This window comes from Flavobacterium sp. (genome assembly GCF_035456085.1).
GTDB lineage: Bacteria > Bacteroidota > Bacteroidia > Flavobacteriales > Flavobacteriaceae > Flavobacterium.
Map to the genome: position 1 here is coordinate 1 of NZ_DATIDY010000146.1, position 17,429 is coordinate 17,429.

Annotated in this window: 16 protein-coding genes; 3 read left to right on the forward strand and 13 right to left on the reverse strand. The window is 33.1% G+C overall.

The window, feature by feature from the left end:
- From VLC96_RS11410 to VLC96_RS11430, 5 genes are all read right to left on the reverse strand, one after another.
- Window positions 1-467: SRPBCC family protein (locus VLC96_RS11410; RefSeq protein ID WP_325263048.1), on the reverse strand; the 467-nt coding region annotated here is incomplete at its 3' end.
- Between the two features lie 54 nt (window positions 468-521).
- A complete protein-coding gene (locus tag VLC96_RS11415) occupies window positions 522-1,175 on the reverse strand; it encodes an HD domain-containing protein (protein ID WP_325263049.1) in 654 nt (217 codons plus the stop codon).
- Window positions 1,176-1,329: 154 nt separating this feature from the next.
- A complete protein-coding gene (locus VLC96_RS11420; RefSeq protein WP_325263050.1) occupies window positions 1,330-2,316 on the reverse strand; it encodes an acyl-ACP desaturase in 987 nt (328 codons plus the stop codon).
- A 14-nt stretch (window positions 2,317-2,330) separates the two neighbouring features.
- On the reverse strand, window positions 2,331-3,065 hold the full coding sequence (locus VLC96_RS11425; RefSeq protein WP_325263052.1) for a lysophospholipid acyltransferase family protein: 735 nt from the start codon (window positions 3,063-3,065) through the stop codon (window positions 2,331-2,333).
- 131 nt (window positions 3,066-3,196) lie between these two features.
- Window positions 3,197-3,931 (reverse strand): lysophospholipid acyltransferase family protein, encoded by a 735-nt coding sequence (locus tag VLC96_RS11430; protein WP_325263053.1) that lies wholly within the window; start codon window positions 3,929-3,931, stop codon window positions 3,197-3,199.
- Window positions 3,932-4,055: 124 nt separating this feature from the next.
- Here VLC96_RS11430 and rnpA point away from each other — a divergent pair, with 124 nt between their 5' ends.
- Complete coding sequence (gene rnpA / locus VLC96_RS11435; RefSeq protein ID WP_325263055.1) at window positions 4,056-4,457, forward strand: ribonuclease P protein component; 402 nt, start codon at window positions 4,056-4,058, stop codon at window positions 4,455-4,457.
- A 181-nt stretch (window positions 4,458-4,638) separates the two neighbouring features.
- The gene (locus VLC96_RS11440; protein ID WP_325263057.1) at window positions 4,639-6,279 is read left to right on the forward strand and encodes a S41 family peptidase; all 1,641 of its coding nucleotides are present in this window, start codon (window positions 4,639-4,641) and stop codon (window positions 6,277-6,279) included.
- A gap of 183 nt (window positions 6,280-6,462) precedes the next feature.
- On the opposite strand, the gene VLC96_RS11445 is transcribed toward VLC96_RS11440, so the two are convergent.
- The 7 genes from VLC96_RS11445 to VLC96_RS11475 form a co-directional block, all read right to left on the reverse strand.
- Window positions 6,463-7,026 carry a DUF4256 domain-containing protein gene (locus VLC96_RS11445; RefSeq protein ID WP_325263058.1) on the reverse strand — a complete coding sequence of 188 codons (564 nt, stop codon included), beginning with the start codon at window positions 7,024-7,026 and terminating at the stop codon, window positions 6,463-6,465.
- 113 nt (window positions 7,027-7,139) lie between these two features.
- Window positions 7,140-7,736: an NAD(P)H-dependent oxidoreductase gene (locus VLC96_RS11450; RefSeq protein WP_325263059.1), complete on the reverse strand. Its 597-nt coding sequence runs from the start codon at window positions 7,734-7,736 to the stop codon at window positions 7,140-7,142.
- Between the two features lie 61 nt (window positions 7,737-7,797).
- Window positions 7,798-8,244 carry a GNAT family N-acetyltransferase gene (locus VLC96_RS11455; protein WP_325263060.1) on the reverse strand — a complete coding sequence of 149 codons (447 nt, stop codon included), beginning with the start codon at window positions 8,242-8,244 and terminating at the stop codon, window positions 7,798-7,800.
- A 50-nt stretch (window positions 8,245-8,294) separates the two neighbouring features.
- Entirely contained in the window at window positions 8,295-9,194 is a 900-nt protein-coding gene (locus tag VLC96_RS11460; RefSeq protein ID WP_325263061.1) for a DUF4837 family protein, read from the reverse strand.
- A gap of 125 nt (window positions 9,195-9,319) precedes the next feature.
- Entirely contained in the window at window positions 9,320-9,985 is a 666-nt protein-coding gene (locus VLC96_RS11465) for a 3-keto-disaccharide hydrolase (protein WP_325263062.1), read from the reverse strand.
- A gap of 20 nt (window positions 9,986-10,005) precedes the next feature.
- Window positions 10,006-12,051, reverse strand: a complete 2,046-nt coding sequence (locus tag VLC96_RS11470) for a LysM peptidoglycan-binding domain-containing protein (protein WP_325263063.1) — start codon at window positions 12,049-12,051, stop codon at window positions 10,006-10,008.
- A gap of 433 nt (window positions 12,052-12,484) precedes the next feature.
- Window positions 12,485-13,672, reverse strand: coding sequence for a phosphoglycerate kinase (locus tag VLC96_RS11475; protein WP_325263064.1), 1,188 nt, complete (start codon window positions 13,670-13,672; stop codon window positions 12,485-12,487).
- A gap of 319 nt (window positions 13,673-13,991) precedes the next feature.
- Between VLC96_RS11475 and VLC96_RS11480 the strand changes: the two genes are divergently transcribed.
- Entirely contained in the window at window positions 13,992-15,488 is a 1,497-nt protein-coding gene (locus tag VLC96_RS11480; protein ID WP_325263065.1) for a rhamnogalacturonidase, read from the forward strand.
- A gap of 74 nt (window positions 15,489-15,562) precedes the next feature.
- On the opposite strand, the gene VLC96_RS11485 is transcribed toward VLC96_RS11480, so the two are convergent.
- Complete coding sequence (locus tag VLC96_RS11485) at window positions 15,563-17,164, reverse strand: fumarate hydratase (RefSeq protein WP_325263066.1); 1,602 nt, start codon at window positions 17,162-17,164, stop codon at window positions 15,563-15,565.
- Between the last annotated feature and the right edge of the window lie 265 nt (window positions 17,165-17,429).

Consider the following 17,429-nt stretch of genomic DNA (forward strand, 5'->3'; position numbering starts at 1 on the left):
AATTTGTCAAGAATAAGATTCAAGTTGATACCATGTTCCAAATAAGCTTTGAGTCCCGCCAAAACAATGGTGAATCCGCCAGTTGAATCTTTAATTGTTTCTAATAATTCGTCTCCTGTTTTATCAAAACCATAATGTTTAATACTTACGAAAGTTGAACCATCGCTTAAGGTTTTGAAATTAAAATCTACAGTTGTTGGATTTTCTAATGCTGAAGGGTTGTCTGAAGTAAACCAATCAATGGTTATTTTTTGATTCGGAATAATTTCTTTTGCCACTACTTTGGTAGAGAAATTATACATTTCCCATGTCCAAATTACCGACTTACCAACCTCAAGTTTGCTACTGCCTTTTGTAAACCAAAAATGTTTGGTCACTTCAGGATCAATAAATGCTTGAAAAACTTCTGAAATAGGTTTTCTAATAAGCATATCTGCTTCTGAACTTTTTAAATTGTTATTTGACATGACTATTTAATTTTAAATTTCTGCATACGGTAGAGACGTTGCAGTGCAACGTATCTACAATTCACCTTCCCATTCCGCATAAAATTGTCCCAAAAATCCTTGCATATATTTATGTCTTTCCTGAGCAATTTGTTTTGCAGTTTGCGTATTCATTTTGTCCTTTAACAACAATAACTTTTCGTAAAAGTGATTTATTGTAGGTGCCTGGCTGTTTTTATATTCTTCCTTTGTCATTCGCAATTTTGGCGCAATTTGAGGATCATACATCGCACGGTTTTTAAATCCACCATAATTGAATGCTCTGGCAATTCCGATAGCTCCAATAGCATCTAAACGATCCGCATCCTGAACAATATCCAATTCGATAGATGAGAATACCTTTTCGTTATTTCCTCCCTTAAAAGAGATGTTATTTATGATTTGAATAACATGTTCAATTATAGCTTGAGAAACTCCTTCACTTTCCAAAAAATCTCTTGCAATTTTAGGCCCAACAGTTTCATCACCGTCATGAAATTTACTATCGGCAATATCATGAAGCAAAGCTCCAAGTTTAACTACTATTTCATCACAGTTTTCGCCTTTCGCAATTAATAATGCATTTTTATAAACCCTTTGAATATGAAACCAATCGTGACCACCTTCGGCATTGGCTAATTTTTCTTTTACAAAAAGAATGGTTTTGTTTATTAAATCCTGATTACTCATTTATTATTGCTTATAAAAAAAGCTGATTTTTAAAGTTTAAACCTCAAAAATCAGCTGTATTAATTTTAATTTGAAGAATCGATTTCAAAAGTCAATGTCTATTTCAAGAGTCAATCAAATCTGAAATCTGCATTCTAAATTCTGAAATCAAAAATTACAATCTTGCTGGTTCGACCCATTTAAATTGGAATGACTCAGTAGGAATTACTAATCTTTCAGATATTTTGGCCATTCTTCCTGGTAACTTCATTAAGAAATCACGAGCTTTTTCGGCTTCATCTGTTAAACTGGTAATTTTATCAATTTCCCACTTCTCGATTAATTTTTGCATGATATCAACATAATCACTAGCTGTATATACACCGATTCGTTGTGCAGAATCTGAAAAATGAACGAAAGCTGAACTTATTTTTTCACCAGATTCTCTTAAGAAATGAGCAGGCATCACAATTTTAGCTTTCATCATATATTGAAAAGCCAACATCATTTCGCTTGGGTCAATTTTGAAGATTTCGGTAACAAAATGACTATATGCATGATGATGACGCATTTCGTCGCCGGCAATCATTTTACACATTTTGGATAATTTCTTATCTCCGTAGCTTTTGGCCAACTGTGACACACGATTATGGGAAATATAAGTAGCTAACTCTTGAAAACTTGTATAAACAAAGTTTTTGTAAGGATCTCTACCTGTTCCAATGTCGAAACCATCATTGATTAAATGTTGAGTTGTCATTTCGATTTCGCGCATGTTTACACGACCTGACAAATACAAATATTTATTCAACAAATCACCATGACGATTCTCTTCACCTGTCCATTGACGTACCCATTTGGACCAACCATTTCTTCCTTCGTTATCGACTCCTTCTACTTCCATCAACCAGTTTTCGTATGTTGGAAGTGCTTCTTCGGTAATCATATCTCCTACCATCGCTACCCAAAAATCATAAGGTAAATCTTTGGAAATTTCTCTAAGCTCTTTCACTTCTTCAAGGAAGTTATCGCTCTCTGAGTTTGGTAAAAAGTCAGAAGGTTGCCAAATTTTCTCTACAGGTATCAAGTATGAGTCAACAAAACTCTCTACCTTATTTTCCAGAAATTGCATTACTTCTAGACGAATGTTTTTTATAGACATTATGTGGGGTTTTATTAGGTTATTATTCCGTTTACAATAGCCGATTCGGTCTTTTGCATGATATCACTAAATTCAAAATCTTTTACTGCAAACGCTTCGTGTACTACAAAGGTAATACGATTTCCCAAACCATAAGGGAAAGTTCCGTATTTTACTAGTTTCCATGAATTATTAATACTTATGGGAACTATATAAGCTGAGGGTGCATTTTTACAAAGAATTTTCAATCCTGTTTGTGCAAATTCTTTTGGTTTTCCGTTGCGACTACGCGTCCCTTCTGGAAAAATTACTGCAGAACGTTTATGTTTTTCTATATATTCACCTATTTTTTTGATAGCTGGAATGGCTTGTTTTGGGTCTTTTCTGTCAATAACTACAGATCCACCATGTCTTAAATTATAAGATACACTTGGAATTCCATTTGCTAATTCTTTTTTACTGACAAATTTTGGATGAAATCTTCTTAAATACCAAATACACATAATGATATCATACAAACTCTGATGATTCGCTACAAAAATAATAGGTACGCCTTTCGGGATACTTTCTCTATTTTTAAAACTAAAAGTCGTTCCTAATATAATAACGATTTTCAGCAGTACAAAGTTCAGATAATCAACACTTTTTTTATGAGCTTGATAACCAAATACGTTTAAACAAATCCATTGAATTGGGTGAAAAATCACCAAAGTCAACAGCACTAATATTAGAACAATAAAAGATAAGGGATACGAAATTAACTTCTGCATACTATTAAATTTGCCACAAAAGTAATAAATATATACTGTATTTGCAGCTGTTTGCGGAAACAGCTGTATTTTTCATTAATTCTTATCCTTTATTTTTAATAAAAATAAAACGATAATTAACTTATTTTATTTTAAACTTTTACTCCTTCGACGATAGCTTGTTTAGTCTTTTTCATTATTTCATCAAATGAAAAATCGCTAACTTTAAGTGGCTGATGAACCGTAAATACAAGATGGTTCCCCACACTTAAAGGAAAATAACCATAACGATACACTTTCCAGGAATCATTAATACTTATCGGGACAACATAAGCTGATGGGGCGTATTTACATAAGATTTTAAGTCCGCTTTCGGCAAATTCTTTTGGTTTGCCAGTTTTGCTACGCGTGCCTTCAGGGAAAATGACCGCTGAATAATTTTCTTTTTCAATATATTCTGATAAAGATTTTATTTTTGGAATGGCCTGTTTGGGATTATTTCGATCAATTAGAACATATTTTGCGTTGCGTAAAAAATAAGAAACACACGGTATTCCTTTTGCAAGTTCCTGTTTGGTTACAAAAAGGACATTAAATTTTCTCAAATACCAAATAATTCCGGCGGTATCCAATAAACTCTGATGATTGGCAACGAATATAACAGGAACGTTTTTTGGAATTAATTCTCTATTTTCAAATGTAAATCTAGTTCCTAAAAGATGATTACATTTTAAACTTATAAAAGCAACAAAATTAAAAGCATTCGTCAATCCTTTGTCACCAAAAATCTTGAAAGCGAGCCACTGAAATGGATGCATGACACACATTACAATAAAATAAACAGCATAATAAATTGCAGTTATAGGATATAATAAAATCTTGTTCATTAGTTATTAAATTATGTACAAAAATAATAAATCCCCTTTTAGTGTTCAATTTTAAACCCGAACAATTATGCCATTTAACGTTTAATTGTACCTTTGCTTCAATATAACAGCGCCGATTTATAAAATGAATTTTACCTATCCTAAAAACGAAAAACTAAAAAGCAAAATCACTATTGGATTATTATTTACCGAAGGCAAATCGGTTGCTAAATATCCGTTGCGATTGGTTTATAATCCAGGAACTTTTGGCGAAGGTGAAAAAATAAAAATTGGTGTTTCGGTTTCCAAAAAATATTTCAAAAAAGCGGTAGATCGCAATTATTTCAAACGTGTATTGCGTGAAACGTATAGACTTAACAAACATTTGCTTTTAGACAATATGGATCAACCGTATTCATTTATGTTTTTCTACCAATGTAAAGACCGTTTGACATTTGAGGAAATAAATACCAAAACCATTCAGTTGTTTGAAAAATTTGTATTACAGATTAAAAATGCTGATAAGAAAGAAAACAATATTCAATAACTAAATTTTACATCCAATTCGACGATTTTTTATAATCTGAATTAAAAAAATCTGCAAATCTGAAGTAATTTTAATTAGAAGTCAATTATTCTTTTTAGAATTTAAAAACTAAACTATTTTTTAAGAAAACATTATTGTATTAAATTCTTATTTTAGTACAATAAAATCAATCCTGCTGAAAATGAGAACGAAATTTTTCCAAAAAAAAGTCATTATTCCTGTTGTTGCTTCTGCATTTTTATTTGTTGGAGTTAGTTTTAAAGATGATTATTTTGAGATTGCCAAACAATTGGAGATTTTCACAACTCTGTTCAAAGAATTGAACAAAAATTATGTTGACGAAACCACACCGGCGGAGTTGATGAACAACGCTGTCAAAGGAATGTTGAGCACTCTTGATCCTTATACTGTTTATTTTAACGAACAAGAAGTACTTAAATTTAAAATCAATAATACTGGCGAATATACTGGCATTGGAGCTTTAATCACTCGCGAAAACGACAAATTAATCTTAAAAGAACCTTATAAAAATTTTCCTGCCGATAAAGCGGGATTAAAAGCTGGAGACGAAATTATTCAGATTGGCGATACTCCTTTGGCGGATTTTAAAGATGATGCTTCACAACTTTTTAAAGGATCAAAAAATACTAAAATCGACGTAAAATACATTCGTCAGGGTAAACCTTACTCCACTGTTATTGTTTTAGACGAAGTCGAAATCAAATCGGTTCCTTATTTTGCCAAAATTGATGACAAAACAGGTTATATCGTTTTGGCTCACTTTAACAAAAAAGCATCTACTGAAACCAGAGAAGCATTGGAACAATTAAAAAAACAAGGCGCCGAAAGAATCGTCTTGGATTTAAGAGGAAATCCTGGTGGATTACTGAATGAAGCTGTAAATATTTGCAATCTCTTTGTACCTAGAAATGAAATTATAGTTACCACCAAATCTAAAATTGAAAAACATAACAACACTTACAAAACCACTCAGGAACCTGTAGATACTAACATTCCACTAGTAATTTTGGTAAATGGAAGAAGTGCCTCAGCCTCAGAAATTGTTTCGGGAGCTTTACAGGATCTGGATCGTGCCGTAGTTTTGGGAAGTCGTAGTTTTGGAAAAGGATTGGTTCAAAGACCTGTAGAATTAACTTATGGAACTCAGCTGAAAGTTACCATTTCACGTTATTACACGCCTTCGGGAAGATGTATTCAGGCTTTGGATTATGCGCATAAAGACAAAAATGGTTTGGCGACCAGAACTGATGCCAAAAATTATAATGCTTTTAAAACCCGAAAAGGAAGAACCGTTTATGATGGTGGCGGGATTTTGCCAGATATCGAAATGGAAGAAACCAAAACAAGTCCAATTGCAAATGCGCTTTTGAAAAATGATGGTATTTTTGATTATGCCACTAAATATTATTATAAAAATCCAAATTTAGGAACAAAAATTCCTGTACTGACTGATGCGGATTATGCTGATTTCAAACAATTTTTGAAAGCGCAAAGATTCTCTTTTGATACAGAGACTGAAATTGCTTTGAAAAACACTTTGGAAACAGCCAAAAAAGAAAAACTGGACGAATCTATTGCCGTTGAATACCAACAGCTTCTGGCTACTCTGCAAAAATCGGAGAATGCTTTATTAGATAAAAATCAAAAGGAAATAAAAGGATTATTGTTGGATGAAATCATCAAACGTTATCAATACCAGGAAGGACTTTATGATTATTACATTAAAAACAATCCTGAAATAAAAAAAGCAGTTAGTATTTTAAATACAACTGCTGAGTATAATGCGATTTTGAAAATTTAAGAAGTCTTTAATCATTTAAGATATAAATCATATAAAGTCACTTAAAAGCTTAAGGGTTTCCTTAGAAGTTTTTTCTAAACAGCATAAATATGGCTCTCTCAAAGGCGCTAAGAAATCGGTTCCAAACTTTGTGTCTTTGCGCCTTCGCGAAAAAAAGCAAGTTTGGGCATTTTTTTGTCGCGTTTAGACTCTCAATGAACCTCTAAAACCTCTAGCTGCATAATAGGAGTCGGCACCATTGTGGTATACAAATACTGTTCCATATCTGAAATCTGCGAAAATCGCGCCACCAAGTTCTCTAATGTTATCAGGCGTTCTTATCCAACTGGACGTCTTGTTATCAAACTTGCCAAGTTTTTGCAGTTCTCGATATTGTTCTTCGGATAAAAGTTCAATTCCCATGGCATCAGCAACATCAATTACGCTGTTTTTGGGCTTATTTTCTTTTCTTCCATCAAGAGCTTTACGGTCATAACAGAAACTTCGTCTTCCCGATGGGCTTTCAGGAGAGCAATCGAAGAAAATGTATTCACCAGTGTTTTTATCATATCCTACAACATCAGGTTCGCCACCAGTTGCTTCCATTTCATTTAATGACCATAATTTTAAAGGATTAGCTTCCAGTTTGGCCTGAACAGCATTCCACTGAATACCTTCGTGTCTTGAAGTATTTTTTTCAAAACGTTCTTTCAATACTTTCAGCAACACATCGCTTTCTTCTTTCAATAACTCTTTTTTATTTCCCATCGTTTTTAGTCGTTTAAAATTTAAAGTTACCTGCTTATTGTAAGTTGTTATTTTATAGTGTTTTATAAAAATACTAAAAAAAATTCGCGCCTTTTACATTAAAGGTTTGAAAATTAAAGACAGTACTCTTTTATTTTATTTGCTAATCTTTCAATGACAACTTTATGAGATTCCTGAACATTTTCGATATCTAATGTTCCTCCAAGTATAATCATTTCTTTATGTTCAAAGCGCATTCCTAATCTATCCTCTAACATAATGGTCTGCATACTTTGTGCCATTCCAATTTCGTTTAGAAATTCGTTTGGGTGTCCAGCTGTACAAATTACAAGACCATATTTTATAGTTTTCATTTTCGGTAAATTCGGTTGTTGTTTATAAGCATATCCAACTGAATATACTCTGTCAAACCAACCTTTGAGCTTTGCCGGACAATCGCTCCACCAAACAGGATAAAGGAAAATAATGCAATCTGCCTGTTCAATTTTTCTATGTTCTTCCACAACATCACTTGCAATAGACAATTCAGTTTTAGCAAAACCTTCCCTTTCATATTCCTCTGCAGACATGTCACTTTGAAAATTCATTGCGTACAAATCCGAGATTTCCATATTCCAATTTTCCTTTTCCACAACAGTTTTTAGCTGTTGTAAAACTTGAAATGTATAAGACTTTTGACTTGGGTGACTGTAAATAACTAAAATGTTCATCTTAAAGTGCCTCTGTTTTTGATTGATGATTGGTGTTTCTTTACAAGTAAGCTTGAATAAATCAGTTCTTTACCATTTTGATATGCGGAATATCATCTTCAAGATACATTTCGCTAGTTTGGACAAAGCCTAACTTTTCGTAGAATTTCTTGAGATACAATTGAGCGCCAATCGTTATTTGGCTTTCGCCAAAATGTTCCAAAATACCTGCAATAGCTTCTGTCATTAAATCAAATCCCCATTTACGGTCTCTATAATCTGCATCGACAACTACTCTCCCGATAGAAGCTGTGTCAAAAGTAATCCCTGATCGGAAAAGTCGCGCATGTGCTACAATTTTGTCTTCATAAATTCCGTAAAGGTGTAAAGCGACTTTATCCTTTCCATCCAAATCAAGATAGACACAATTTTGCTCCACTACAAAGATCTTACTTCGCAATTCGAGTATATCGTATAATTCATTTACAGTTAAAGCCTCAAAAGGCTTTATTTTCCATTCTATTGACATTTTTATAATTTAAAAGAAAACGCAAATATAAACCTCTACGCCGAATACTATCAATTTATCTTTATGCCTTTAATAATCGATTCCAATTCATGCATATAATCCCGCCTGTCTTGCGAAGGAACATAGCAAAACCCATCTAAATAAACGATTCTTTTGTTTTTAGAATCTACAATTAGATAATTGGCGAAAGCTCCAAACATGAAGTTGTCCTTGGTACGCCATACTCCTTTAATTTCGTAAGCTGGTTTTCCATCGAGAGTAAGTTGCGATAAATAAAGCGGGTATGATTTGTCTATGTATAAACTCGAGGTACGCTCCTTGCCTTTGATGTACAATGCTCCTATAGAATCATGTACTTTTATTACTTTTTCCAAAACATTATCTTCGGAATTGATAAGGCTCAGCGGAAGTTGCGAAATTATCAAACTGTTACTGCCGCTTTGAAACTCCTTTTTCAACCAAATAAAACTCTTATTCTTTAAGACATAAGTATATTTTTTTGGAATTTTTAATGTTAATTGAAATTGCTGCTGTATAATTTCTGCATCAAGTACTGAATCATTTAGCAATTGTTGATGCGCTTTTATTTCTCCTTCTTCAATGATTTTGATAATCTGTGGAGTTCTTTTTTCAATGATTTTTAGAATGTCCGCCAGACTTTTTCCTGTTATATGAACTACTGTTTGAGGCGTAGCATATTGGTCTTTTTTAATGGCAAAATAATTCTTGGTACTTTCTTTTACAACAATTATGGTTCTGCTTTTGGTAACAAAACCTTCCATAACATCAATAGGAAATTGATTGATATCAAAACGAGGTTCTTCTTTGGATAACCCTTCAACCGGACTGGCAAATTTATTTCGGATACTATCGCCAACGATACCATTCCATAACTGGTCATCAATAACTACCGAAATAGTGTTGATTTCCCCAGACGATTTTCTAGGCATATTGTTCTCCTCTTTTTTACAGGAAAAGAATGAAAGTGAGAGGAAAACACAAAATAAAAGAAGCTTTTTATACATTGATTGAATGAATAATTATCACCAAAAATAAAAAAAGCCTTTTGAAAATTTTACTTTTCTTCTTTAGAAATGTTTTTTAAGTGGATATTTCTAAAATCGATTGGTGAACCTTCATAATTTAAAGAAATTTTACCTTCTTTGGAAGAAGCTTCTACACATTCGTTTACCAATTTTCCATTTAAATATTGAGTGATTTTGCCGTTGAATGAGCGAATCAAAACCTGATTCCATTCTCCGTAAGGTTTTTCGTTTTCGGCAAATTTAGGCGAAGTTACACTTGCTCCTGCTTCTACCAATTTTCCATTTACTACGGCTGTGATATTATCCAAAAAGATGAAGTCACCCGTTGTATTTTGTTTTATTTGAAATTGAATTCCTTTTGGCCAAATATTATCTGGTGAATATACAGGAATATTGTACATCACACCGCTATTTTTTTTGCCTTTGCTTTTATTATATTTCTCATCGATATTCCATCTGAATTCCAGACTCAATTCGAAATTTTTATAGCTTTTATTGGTCATTAAGTAACCTATATTCTCGCCATACATTCTAATCATTCCATCGTTAAACTCGTAAACTTTTGATGGACTGATTCTTTCTTTACTGGTTTTAATAAAAGCGTACCAATCGTTTTCTGAAAAGTTTTTTTCGTGAACTGCACATGAATTTAGAAGCAAAAGAAATGCAAAAACAACAGTGAATTTTCTAAACATTAAGATGAAATTTAAGAAGTCTATCCTTTAATTTTTAAACCCATACCAGGTTTTAAATCGTCTCCAGAAATGTTGTTCCATTTTTTCAAATCTGAAACTGTTACACCAGGATATTTTTTAGAAATACTAAACAAAGAATCACCCTTTTGAACTAAATAATTGATATCATCATTTTTAGAAGTATTAGGATCTCTTTTTTTGAATGTATCTACACTTGCATTATTGACTGTAATTGCAATTTCATTTTTAGCAACTATTAAGACATTTCCAACAGCAATATTATTAGAGTGTAAATTATTCCATTGCATTAAATCATTGATTGATGAACCAAATTTTTTGGCAATAGATCCAAGATTATCCCCTTTATGCACTTCATATTGAATGTCTCTAAGCTCTGGAGCCACTACTGGAATCACTTCAGCAACAGCAGCTTCAGCAGTTGGAATAACTGTAGGACTTACTTGTAATGAGACACCTAATTTTACATTTGTAGAACTTAAATGATTCCATTCTTTAATCTCTGTAACTGTAGTATTGTATTTTTTAGCTATCGTATTAAGGTTATCTCCTTTTTGAACAACATAAAAATTGGTTGTATTTGCAACTAGACTATCTTTTTTATCAACTGTAGTTTTCGTTTCTGTAGTTGCTACATTTGTATTGTCTTTTACAACAACTGCTTTACTTTTATCCACTTTGGAAGCCAAGGCTGCGCTTGAATCAACTTCTTTGTCAATAACTATTTTTAATGATTTGCCAGGAGTTACAAAATTACCTTTAATGTAATTCCATTTTTTCAGGTCTGAAATGGCAACATTATTGTTCTTGGCTATTATACTTAAATTATCACCTCGCTTAACTTTGTAGTATTTTACATTACTATTTGAGGCCAAAGCAGTAGAATCTTTTCTAAAAACTGCTTTTTTATTTTGATTCAGATTTTCCTTTTGTTCTTTTTCATAATCAATATAAGCGTATATTTTATCTTCATTTGAAGTAAATATGCCGACTTTACAAGAAGGAAGTGTCAAGTAATGATTTTTATCAGTATAACTAGGAATCACATTTCTCTTATAACATGGATTTAATGCCTCTAATTGTTCAACCGGAATATCTAATAAATTTGAAATTTGTTTAAAAGACATTTCTTTTTTTACCATTACCGTATCGGTAGCAAAATGTCGAACCAAAGCTTTTTTAGGAACAATTCCATGCTCTTTATGATATTCGTAAATATACATTGTAGCAAGAAAAGCGGGAACATAACCTTGGGTTTCTAAAGGTAAAAACTTTTTGATGTCCCAGAAATTCTGCTGGCCTCCAGAACGTCGTATTGCTTTATTTACATTTCCTGGTCCAGAATTATACGAAGCCAAAACCAAATTCCAATCACTAAAAAGAGCGAACATATTGGTCATATATTGCGCAGCTGCAGCCGATGCTTTCAAAGGATCTGCTCGTTCGTCTATGTAAGAATCAATATTTAAATTGTATTGTTTTCCTGTATTATACATAAATTGCCACAAACCAGTAGCTCCAACTCTTGATACAGCTTTTGGATTTAATGCTGATTCTACAACAGCTAAATATTTAATTTCTAAAGGAATATTTTGTTTGGCTAAAGCTTCTTCGAAAATTGGGAAATAATATTCCGCAACTGCCATCTGGTTGGCGAAAGCTTTTTTTCTGTTTTTAAGGAAAGATTTTATCAGGTTTTCTAGACCTTGATTGTAGGTAATATCGAAAGGGGATTTAGCATCCATTTCTGCCAATCTTTTCTTCAGCAATTCTGTAGGCAATTCTTTGTCTATGTCTTTATCAACATTTACAGTATTGATTTCATTAGCTAAATCATTATAAATATCTAATGAATTTCCTATTTGGTTCATCCATAAACTATCACTTTTGACAGTATGATCATAATGAACGAACGAACCTTTAATAGAGTCTAAGAACGATATTGGCTTTTGAACAGTTACAATTTCTGAATTTTCTACAGTATTCTGAGAAAATGCACAAAGAGAAAACAATAAAAACAACAAAGTGGAGGCCTTTTTCAATTTCATAAACATAGATTTAATTTGCTATTATCCAAACAATTACAAATAAAGTTTCGCAAACTTAAAATGTATTTTCTAATTTAGAGTCCTAAAAAGTGTTAAATATACAAAAATAACCGACATTTAACCTAATTTTTTATAAAGTGTAAGTAATTGATTTCAAAAAAATAATTAATGTTTTTATAAAAAAACTAAAATCTAAAGAGAAGCGAACAACTATAAGGCTTTAAAAAAATAAGCTAGAAGAAAAATAAGTCGCTTTTTTAGAAAAAAAATTTTAAATTAATGTTATAACGCAAAATATTGATTTAAAGTACAATGTACATAAAAATAAAGCCTTAAGCTGCAAAAAATGCAACTTAAGGCTTATTTTATTTAATTCAGCTAACTTTTATTACAATTACTAAAAGTTAGAATTAGTTTTATATTAAAATTTCTATTATTCTAAAATAGCAGCAATTCCTGGTAGAGTTCTACCTTCAAGCATTTCTAACATGGCACCACCACCAGTAGAAACGTAACTCATTTTTTCTTCAAAACCGAATTGTTTTACAGCAGCAACTGAATCTCCACCACCAACAAGAGAGAAAGCACCATTTTTGGTAGCAGCAGCGATGAAATTACCCAAAGCGATAGTTCCTTTTGCAAATGTTTCCATTTCGAAAACTCCCAATGGTCCGTTCCAAAGGATTGTTTTAGAATCCAAAATTACCTTTTCGAAGTTTTCCAAAGATTTTGGACCTGCGTCAAGACCTTGCCATCCCTCAGGAATTTGATTTACATCAACAACTTGCGTATTTGCTGTATTTGCAAAATCGTCTGCAGCAACTACATCAACAGGAATGTGGATTTGAACTCCTTTTTCTTTAGCCTGTTTTAAAATATCAAGAGCTAAATCTAATTTGTCTAATTCACAGATAGAATCACCAACATTTCCACCCAAAGCTTTTATAAAAGTAAAAGTCATTCCACCACCAATAATCATGTGGTCAACTTTGTCCAAAATATTTTCGATAACCGTAATTTTAGAAGAAACTTTAGAACCTCCAAGAACAGCAGTTACTGGTTTTTCACTGTTTTTCAAAACTTTATTCAAGCTTTCAATTTCTTTAGCCAATAAAGTTCCGAAACACTTATTTTCTGGGAAAAATTGTGCGATAATTGTAGTCGAAGCATGTGCTCTGTGAGCTGTACCAAAAGCATCGTTTACATAAATATCTCCAAGAGAAGCCAATTCCTTAGCGAAAGCTACATCTCCAGCTTCTTCTTCTTCATGAAAACGTAAATTTTCTAATAATAAAACCTGACCTGGTTTCAAATTTTTAGCAGCTTCCTGAGCTTCAGGTCCAACACAATTTGCAGCAAATTGAACTGGAACTCCTAAAATATCAGAAGTTGTTTTTAGAATGTGCTTTAATGAATATTTATCTTGAGCCCCTTTTGGTCTACCTAAGTGTGACATCAAAATAACGCTTCCACCATTAGCCAAAATATAATCAATAGTTGGCTTTGCAGCTTCGATACGATTGGTATCGGTTACATTAAAATTTTCATCTAAAGGAACATTAAAATCAACTCTTATTATTGCCTTTTTATTATTAAAATCAAAATTATTTAAAGTCTTCATGATTCTTTTTTTTAATTGTTTTTGAAAGAATGTCAAAGATATAATTTTTAAATAAGTATTAAATTTTAAAATTCTAAAAAAAATGTGAAATTATCAACGAAATCGATGTAAATACAAAATAAACACAAAACATTAACCAAGAAAGAAGATACACAATTAACATTCAAAATTAATTTAGAGCATTTCGGGTACGGGATACTACAGGATAAAGAATTCTGATGCAATTAATATCTTGTCAAAGTATAATTTTTTCAGTCTATTAAATTCAATGAAATACTTTGTCAATATTATCAGGCTAATTTACTGTCTCATTTGCATTATGAGCTTTGATAGCATTCAGGCTTCGCCAGATATTGTTTTTAATGTCAAAACTTTCGGAGCAACTGGTGATAGCAAAACGCTGGATACCGAAGCCATCAACAACACTATAAATGCAGCCGTAAAAGCTGGCGGAGGCACCGTTTATTTTCCTGCTGGCATTTATCTCAGTTATTCCATTCATCTACAAAGTCACATCACGCTTTATTTAGATCAGGGTGCGACTATTTTGGCTGCGTCGCCTTCTGGAGATGTGGGCTATGATCCGCCAGAACTTGTTGTCGACAATAATTTTCAGGATTTTGGACACAGTAATTGGCACAATAGTTTGATATGGGGCGAAAATTTGGAAGATGTTTCCATTCTTGGACCAGGAATAATTTTTGGAAAAGGACTAACAAGAGAAGGCCCACACAAAGCTCCAATTGGTAATAAAGCCATTGCTTTGAAATTATGTCGCAACGTAATACTGAAGGATTTTACAATACTTTACGGCGGACATTTCGGAATTTTAGCTACTGGAGTAGATAACTTAACTATCGATAATCTCAAGATTGACACAAACCGAGATGCCATTGATATTGACTGTTGTAAAAATGTTCGCATATCTAATTGTAGTGTCAATTCTCCTTGGGATGATGGTATTTGTCTCAAAAGTTCTTATGCACTTGGTTATGCCCGACCAACCGAAAATGTAACAATAACAAATTGTAGTGTAAGCGGTTTTGACCGTGGTACTTTTTATAACGGAACCTATCAACGTAATGAAGCAGATCTTGTTCCCGACAAAGAAGGACCAACAGGCCGCATAAAGTTTGGAACCGAATCCAATGGCGGTTTCAAAAACATCACGATAAACAATTGCGTGTTCGAATATTGCCGTGGATTCGCCCTCGAAACAGTCGATGGAGGAATCTTAGAAGATGTTACTATTACCAATATCAGCATGCGGGATATTATAAATTCGCCAATATTTTTAAGATTGGGAGGTCGTATGCGTGCTCCTGACGGTACTCCAGTAGGTGCTTTACGTCGCATTAACATTAGTAATATTACGGTGTATAATGCCGATTCTCGTTTTGCAACTCTTATCAGTGGTATTCCAGGTCATGATATAGAAGATATTCGACTGAGCAATATAAGTATTTGGTACAAACCATTGGACTCCTCAGTAACCAATATTCAGCAAGAGGTTCCAGAATTTGAAAAAGGATATCCTGAACCACAAAAATTCGGTGTTATTCCTGCTTATGGTTTATTCGTTCGCCATGTAAAAAACATGGAATTAAGCAACATTAATCTTTATTTGATAGGCAATGAAAAACGCCCAGCAATGATTTTTACGGATATAAAAGGTATAAAATTACGAAATGTAACAGTTGATAGAGGCTCCAATGCTTCTTTGCTTATGCTAAAGAATGTTAGTGACTTATCGATAAAAGACAGTAAAGCTTTGAAAGATATTGAATTGAAAGAAGTACAAGCGAAAAGTTATTAAATATCCCTAAAATATTAAAATACAAAGACCGCCAATTACTTGACGGTCTTTTGTTTATTTTAATTTTATTTTGTCTACAAATTTGCAAAAAAATCATTCCCTTTATCATCAGTAATAATAAACGCTGGGAAGTCTTTGACAGTGATTTTACGAACAGCTTCCATTCCTAATTCTTCAAAATCAACTACCTCAACGGAAAGAATGTTTTCTTTTGCCAAGATCGCCGCAGGACCTCCGATAGAACCCAAATAGAATCCGCCGTAAGTTTTACAGGCATTCATTACATCTTTGGTTCTATTTCCCTTGGCAAGCATAACCATACTTCCGCCATTTTTTTGGAACTCCTCAACATACACATCCATACGGCCCGCAGTTGTTGGCCCAAAACTTCCTGAAGCCATTCCGTCTGGCGTTTTTGCAGGACCGGCATAATAAATTGGGTGATTTTTAAAGTATTCCGGCATTGGTTTACCAGCATCCAATAATTCTTTGATTTTAGCATGCGCAATATCACGAGCCACAATCAAAGTTCCGTTTAGCTTCAAACGAGTTTTGATTGGATATTGAGATAATTTTTTCAAAATATCAGCCATTGGTTGATTCAAATCTACCTCAACAGCTTCTTCCAAATGTGGCGGTGTTGCTGGTAACAATCGTTTTGGATTTACTTCCAATTGTTCAACAAAAATTCCGTCTTTAGTAATTTTTCCTTTGATATTTCTATCTGCCGAACATGAAACTCCCAAACCAACCGGACAAGAAGCAGCGTGACGTGGCAAACGAATTACACGAACATCATGTGTGAAATATTTCCCGCCAAATTGTGCTCCAATGGCGCTTTGTTGGCAAATTAATTGTACTCTTTTCTCCCACTCCAAATCACGGAAAGCCTGACCAGCCATGTTTCCGGTTGTTGGCAAATTATCAAAATAACCAGCAGATGCTTTTTTAACAGCAGCCAAATTCGCTTCTGCCGAAGTTCCTCCAATTACTAAAGCCAAATGATATGGCGGACACGCGGAAGTTCCTAAATCCATTATTTTGGCACGAATGAAAGCGTCTAATGATTTTTCATTCAATAAAGATTTCGTTTGTTGGTATAAATACGTTTTGTTGGCAGAACCTCCACCTTTAGCTAAAAAAAGAAATTCATACGAAGCTCCTTTTTTAGCATAAATATCAATTTGAGCAGGAAGATTCGAACCTGAATTTTTCTCTTCAAACATCGAGATTGGTACGATTTGAGAATAACGAAGATTGCGTTCTTGGTACGTATTAAAAATCCCTTTTGACAACCACTCGGCATCATCAACTCCGGTATACACATTTTCGCCTTTTTTGGCCATTACAATTGCAGTTCCAGTGTCTTGGCAAGATGGCAATTCTCCATCAATAGCAACGACTGCGTTTTGCAATAAATTGTAAGCGACAAAACGGTCATTGTCTGTTGCTTCCGGATCATCCAAAATTGCTTTTAATTTTTCCAAATGAGAAGTTCTTAGCATAAACGAAACATCTTTTAATGCTTCCTGAGCCAATAATTCTAATCCTTTTGGATCAACTGTCAGAATTTCTCTGTCGCCTAGTTTTTCAACTTTTACAAAATCGGAAGTAATTTTACGGTATTGGGTATCGTCTTTTAAAATAGGATAAGGATCCTGGTATATAAAGTCCATAATTTGATTTTTTTTTAAAGAAGCCCAAATATACGGATAGTTACAAGATTCATAGCTGATTTATGTCATCTTATTTACGAAAATGCTGAATAATTGTAAAAAATAAGGTTAAAAAAAACCAAAAAAAGTGGATTCAGGAATCCTTTAAACCTTGATAAGAAGGCTGTTTTAGCAAATAAAAAAAGCATCTTGCAAAACACAAGATGCTTATAATGATATGTAACAGGGCTATTTTTGGCAAAAAAACCAAAAAACCTCTACTTTC